The organism is Endozoicomonas sp. ONNA1, from assembly GCF_024606325.1.
In the GTDB taxonomy this organism is placed as follows: domain Bacteria; phylum Pseudomonadota; class Gammaproteobacteria; order Pseudomonadales; family Endozoicomonadaceae; genus Endozoicomonas_A.
This window is the reverse complement of record NZ_JAHHPN010000960.1, coordinates 1-5,543: the sequence shown is the minus strand read 5'-3', so window position 1 is coordinate 5,543 and position 5,543 is coordinate 1. Positions and strand designations below refer to the sequence as shown.

At 51.1% G+C, this 5,543-nt stretch carries 3 protein-coding genes; all 3 read right to left on the bottom strand.

Annotated elements, in window-relative coordinates; all coding sequences use genetic code 11:
- Positions 1-214 precede the first annotated feature (214 nt).
- On the bottom strand, positions 215-2,383 hold the full coding sequence (locus KDK19_RS23210; RefSeq protein ID WP_257252512.1) for a hypothetical protein: 2,169 nt from the start codon (positions 2,381-2,383) through the stop codon (positions 215-217).
- Between the two features lie 106 nt (positions 2,384-2,489).
- Positions 2,490-4,160, bottom strand: coding sequence for a hypothetical protein (locus KDK19_RS23205; protein ID WP_257252514.1), 1,671 nt, complete (start codon positions 4,158-4,160; stop codon positions 2,490-2,492).
- A 105-nt stretch (positions 4,161-4,265) separates the two neighbouring features.
- The coding region (locus tag KDK19_RS23200) for a hypothetical protein (RefSeq protein WP_257252515.1) at positions 4,266-5,543 on the bottom strand (1,278 nt) is incomplete at its 5' end.

Genomic DNA, 5,543 nt, shown 5'->3' with positions numbered 1-5,543 from the left:
ATATCCCTGAATAAGGGTTGGAGCATAGTGGAGTGTCTTTGGTGTCGACAATAAAGCGTTCTGGCAAAGGTTCGGCCTGACAGACGACAGACAACGTCAGTAACAGAAACCACGTTGCCGCAAAGAGTGAGTGCTTAATAATTCCATCCCTGCATTCTGGCTTTTACAGAGCAAGGATAGATCAAGAAAACCACATGAAAGGACGTTTGTCAGATCAACGACTGAGGTCACCGTCCTGATCCACAATAGGGGACTTGCGTTTTCGGTGTCTTATTTTGTGATCCGCCAGAGCTTGAGCATTCTTGCAGACCTTCCCGCATGGTCGCTCCTGAACATCCTCCCCGACTACTGTTATGTCACAGGCTTTTTGTCCGGAGTGAATTTTGTTTTTGTGAGATGACAGAGATAGAGCATTCTTAAAGACTTTCCCACACGGCTGCAACTGGCCATCCTTTCCGACTATTGACAGGTCACAGGTTTGTTCCCCGGTGTGAGCGATTCTTTTATGATTCGCATAGGCGTGAGCATTCTTGCAGATCTTTCCGCATGACCGAGACTGGCCATCCTTCCCGACCACGGCCACGCCACAGGTTTGTTCCCCGGTATGGTTTCTTCTTTTGTGATCCGAAAGGGCTTTAACGTTCTTGCAGACCTTTCCGCATGGCTTTGGCTCGCCATCCTCACCGATCACGGTGACGTCACAGGTTTGTTCCCCGGTATGGTATCCGCTTTTGTGACTCGAGAGGACTTTAGAGTTCTTGAAGACCTTTCCGCATCGCCACGGCTGGCCATCTTCCCCGATCTCGGTCACGTCACAGGTTCGTTGCCCGGTGTGGTATCCACTTTTGTGATCCGACAGAGCTTGAGCATTCTTGCAGACCTTCCCGCATGGCCGCGACTGACCATCCTCCCCGATCACGTTCACGTCACAGGATTGTTGCCCGGTATGGTATCGTCTTTTGTGATTCGACAGGTCTTGATTATTATCGCAGACGATCTCGCATTGTCGCTGATGGCCATCCTCCCCAACCACGGCCACGTCACAAATTTGTTGCCCGGTGTGCTGTCGGGTTTTGTGAACGGACAGAGCTGAAGCATTTCTGCAGGCTTTTCCGCATGGCCGCGTCTGTCCATTCTCCCCGATTACAATCACGTCACAGGTTTTTTCCCCTGTGTGCAGTCCGCTTTTGTGTATGGCCAGAGCTGCGGCATTTCTGCAGACCGCCCCGCAGGGCCGTTGTAGCCCCCTCACGATCACGGGCGCGTCACAGGTTTTTTGTCTCGTGTGGTCTCTGTTTTTGTGATACGACAGGGCGATAGCATTCTTGCAGACCTTCCCGCACGGCTGCAGTTGGCCATCCTCGTCAACCACAGTCAGTTCACAGTTTTTTTGCCCGGAGTGGTAGTTGCGTTTGTGACACGACAGTGATTTTACGTTCTTGAAGACCTTCCCACATTGCAGCAGCTGGCCATCCTCCCAGAATATTATGAAGTTGCAAATGGCTCGCCCGGCAGGGACGTTTTTTTCGATTTTCCCTGCAACCATTGTGTCTATGGTGACCCCGTTAACAGGGTTGCAAATAGAGCAGTATCTATTGGCCAAATGAGGACATGAGCTTTGTCTGGGTGTTGCTACTGTAGGGCTTGTCGAACTTTCTTCACAATCGGACGCTCTGCTATCGGATGAACCGGAAGACTGCCGGAATTGACAAGCCCCACGACAGGGATGAACGAAACAATTTAAACCCAAAGTATGCGGGTATTGTTCAGGGACTCCATTATCCCCTCCAGAATCAGAATACGGGAGGCTACTGAAAAAACTTATAGGTTGAGGGAGGGCCTCCGTGGCTTCCTGCCCGGATGATTCTGATGGCGAGTTGGGTTGTTGGCTGTGTCCAGAGCCAGGCATCATAGTAGTGATCGTGAACGGATGATCCTGACTGGTCTCCCGGAGTTCCACCGAGTTAAACGACGATGAATCGAGGTTCCAATAGTTTTTTAAAAGCGAACCGACAGTGGCAACCACTTTTACAGATATTTCTGAATAAGGGTTAGAGCTCAGAAGAGTGTCTTTGGTGGTCAGAATCAGTTCATAAACAACCAGCAGATTCGTGGCGTAAAGCCATTGCCATGAAACCGACTCAATGATGGTCGTTTTCATCCCGTCACTGTCAGGTCCGGGTGGTTTGCTATCAGATAGAAAATCAGGTTCTGTATAGCCGTTTGTGTCGGCAATGTGTGAGGGTCTGTCCGGTAATGTTTGCCGGTCAAACTTTATAGAAAAGCTCTGATTTGGAAAAACTGCACTTTGCACAAGCTCGACAATAAAACGTTCTGTCAGCGGTTCGGCCTGACAGGCGACAGACAACTTCAGTAACAGCAACCGCAGTGCCGCAAAGAGTGAGAGTTTAATAATTCTATCTCTGCATTCTGGCTTTTACAGAGCAAGGATAGATCAAGAAAACCTCATGAAAGGGCTGGTTGTCAGATTAAGGCCAAAGGTTATCGTTCAGATCCACAACAGAAGGCTTGCGTTTTCGATGCATTCTTTTGTGACTCGAGAGGGCTTGAGCATTTTTGCAGGTCTTTCCGCATGGCCGTGGCTGGTCATCCTCCCCGATCCCGGTCACGTCACAGGTCCGTCCCCCGTTGTGCTGTCTTCTTTTGTGATCCCTGAGGGCTCTGGCATTCTTGCAGACCTTTTCGCATGGCTGTGGCTCGCCATCCTCACCGATCACGGTCCAGTCACAGGTTTGTTCCCCGGTGTGGTATCCGTATTTATGACTCGAAAGGGATTTAGAACTCTTGAAGACCTTTCCGCATGGCCACGGCTGGCCATCTTCCCCGATCACGGTCACGTCACAGGTTCGTTGCCCGGTGTGGAACGCACTTTTGTGATTCGTCAGGGCCTGAGCATTCTTACAGACCTTTCCGCATGGCCGCAACTGACCATCCTTCCCGATCACGTCCACGTCACAGGATTGTTGCTCAGTATGATATCGTCTTTTGTGATTTGACAGGTCTTGAGTACTCTCGCAGGTGATCTCGCATCGCCGATGATGGCCATCCTTCCCAACCACGACCACGTCACAGATTTGTTGCCCGGTGTGCCGTCGGCTTTTGTGAACGTAGAGAGCTGCGGCATTTAAGCAGGCCTTTCCGCATGGCCGCGGCTGGCCATTCTCTCCGATTACAATCACGTCACAGTTTTTTTTCCCGGTGTGCAGTCCGCTTTTGTGAACGGACAGAACTGCGGCATTCCTGCAGACCGTCCCGCAGGGCCGTTGCTGACCATCCCTTCCGATCACGGGTAGATCACAGGTTTGTTGTCCCGTGTGGTCTCTGCTTTTGTGATACCTTAGAACGTTAGCATTCTTGCAGACCGTCCCGCACGGCTGCAGTTGACCATCCTCCCCGACCACACTGAGATCACAGGTTTTTTGCCCAGAGTGGTAGTTGCCTTTGTGTCGCGACAGTGATTGTGCATTCTTGAAGACCTTCCCACATTGCAGCAGCTGGCCATCTTCCCCGAATATTATCAAGTTGCAAATGGCTTGCCCGACAGGGACGTTTTTATCGATTGTCCCTGCAACCATTGAGTTTATGGCGATCCCGTCTGAGTCAACCCCATGGGGGCATGAGCTTTGTCCGGGCGTTGCTACTGTGTGGTCTGTCGAACTTTGTTCACAATCGGGCGTTCTGCTATCAGATGAATCGGAAGACTGCCGGAATTGACAAGTACCGTGACAGGGATGGACGAAACAATTTAAACCCAACGTATGTGACTGTTGTTCAGGGGCTCCATTATCTCCGCCAGAATCAGAATACAGATGGCCACTGAAAAAGCCTACAGGTATAGGGAGGACTTCCTGCCCGGACGATTCTGATGGCGGGTTGGGTTGTTCGTTCTGTCCAGAGCCGGGCATCATAGTGGTGATAGCAAGCGGGCGATCCTGACTGGTTCCCCGAAGTTTCACCGAGTTAAACGACGGTAAATCGGGGTTCCAATAGCTTTTCAAAAGCGAAACGACAACGGCAACCACTTTTACACATATCCCTGAATAAGGGTTGGAGCATAGTGTAGTGTCTTTGGTATCGACAATAAAACGTTCTGTCAACGGTCCGGCCTGACAGACGACAGACAACGTCAGTAACAGCAATTGCAGTGCCGCAAAGAGTGAGTGTTTAATAATTCTATCCCTGCATTCTGGTTTTTACAGAAAAAGGATAGATCAAGAAAACCTCATGAAAGTGCGGTTGTCAGATCAAGGACAGAAGTCATCGTTCAGATCCTCAACAGAAGGCTTGCGTTTTCGATGCATTCTTTTGTGACTCGCGAGGGCTTGAGCATTTTTGCAGGTCTTTCCGCATGGTCGCGGCTGGCCATCCTCTCCGGTCACGGTCACGCCACAGGTTTGTTGCCCGGTGTGGTATCCGATTTTGTGACTCGACAGGGCGTGAGCATTCTTGCAGACCTTTCCGCATGGCCGCGGCTGGCCATCCCCAACCACGGTCACGTCACAGATTTGTTGCCCGGTGTGGTATCTCATTTTATGATTCGACAGAGCTTGAAGATTCTTGCAGGTCTTTCCGCATGGCCGCGGCTGGCGATCCTCCCCGGTCACGGTCATGTCACAAGTTTGTTGCACGCTATGGTATCCACTTTTGTGAGCCAACAGGCTGTTGGCACTCTTAAAAACCCTTCCGCATAACCGCGGCTGGTCATCCTCCCTGATTACGATCACGTCACAGGTTTGTTGCCTGCCGTGGTCTCTTTTTTTGTGATTCATCAGGGCGTTAGCATTCATGCAGACCTTTCCGCATGGCCGCGACTGATCATCCTCACCGATCACGGAAACGTTACAGGTTTTTTGCCTGCTGTGCTGTACTCTTTTGTGAACGTACAAAGTTGCGGCATTTCTGCAGGTCTTTCCGCATGGCCGCGGCTGGCCATCCTGCCCGATTACAATCACGTCACAGTTTTTTTCCCCGGTGTGCTGTCCGCTTTTGTGAGAGGACAGAACTGCAGCATTTCTGCAGACCTTCCCGCAGAGCCGCTGCAGACCATCCCTCCCGATCACGGGTACATCACAGGTTTGTTGTCCCGTGTGTTCTCTGCTTTTGTGATACTTCAGAACGTTAGCATTCTTGCAGACCGTCCCGCACGGCTGCAGTTGACCATCCTCTCCGACCACCGTCAGATCACAGGTTTTTTGCCCAGAGTGGCAGCTGCCTTTGTGACGCGACAGTGATTTTGCATTCTTGAAGACCTTCCCACATTGCAGCAGCTGGCCATCCTCCCCGAATATTATCAAGTTGCAAATGGCTTGCCCGGCAGGGACTTTTTTATCGATTGTCCCTGCAACCTTTGAGTTTATGGCGATCCCGTCTGAGTCGACCCCATGAGGGCATGAGCTTTGTCCGGGCATTGCTACTGTGTGGTCTGTCGAACTTTGATCACAATCGGGCGCTCTGCTATCAGATGAACCGGAAGATTGCCGGAATTGACAAGCGCCATGACAGGGATGGACGAAACAATTTAA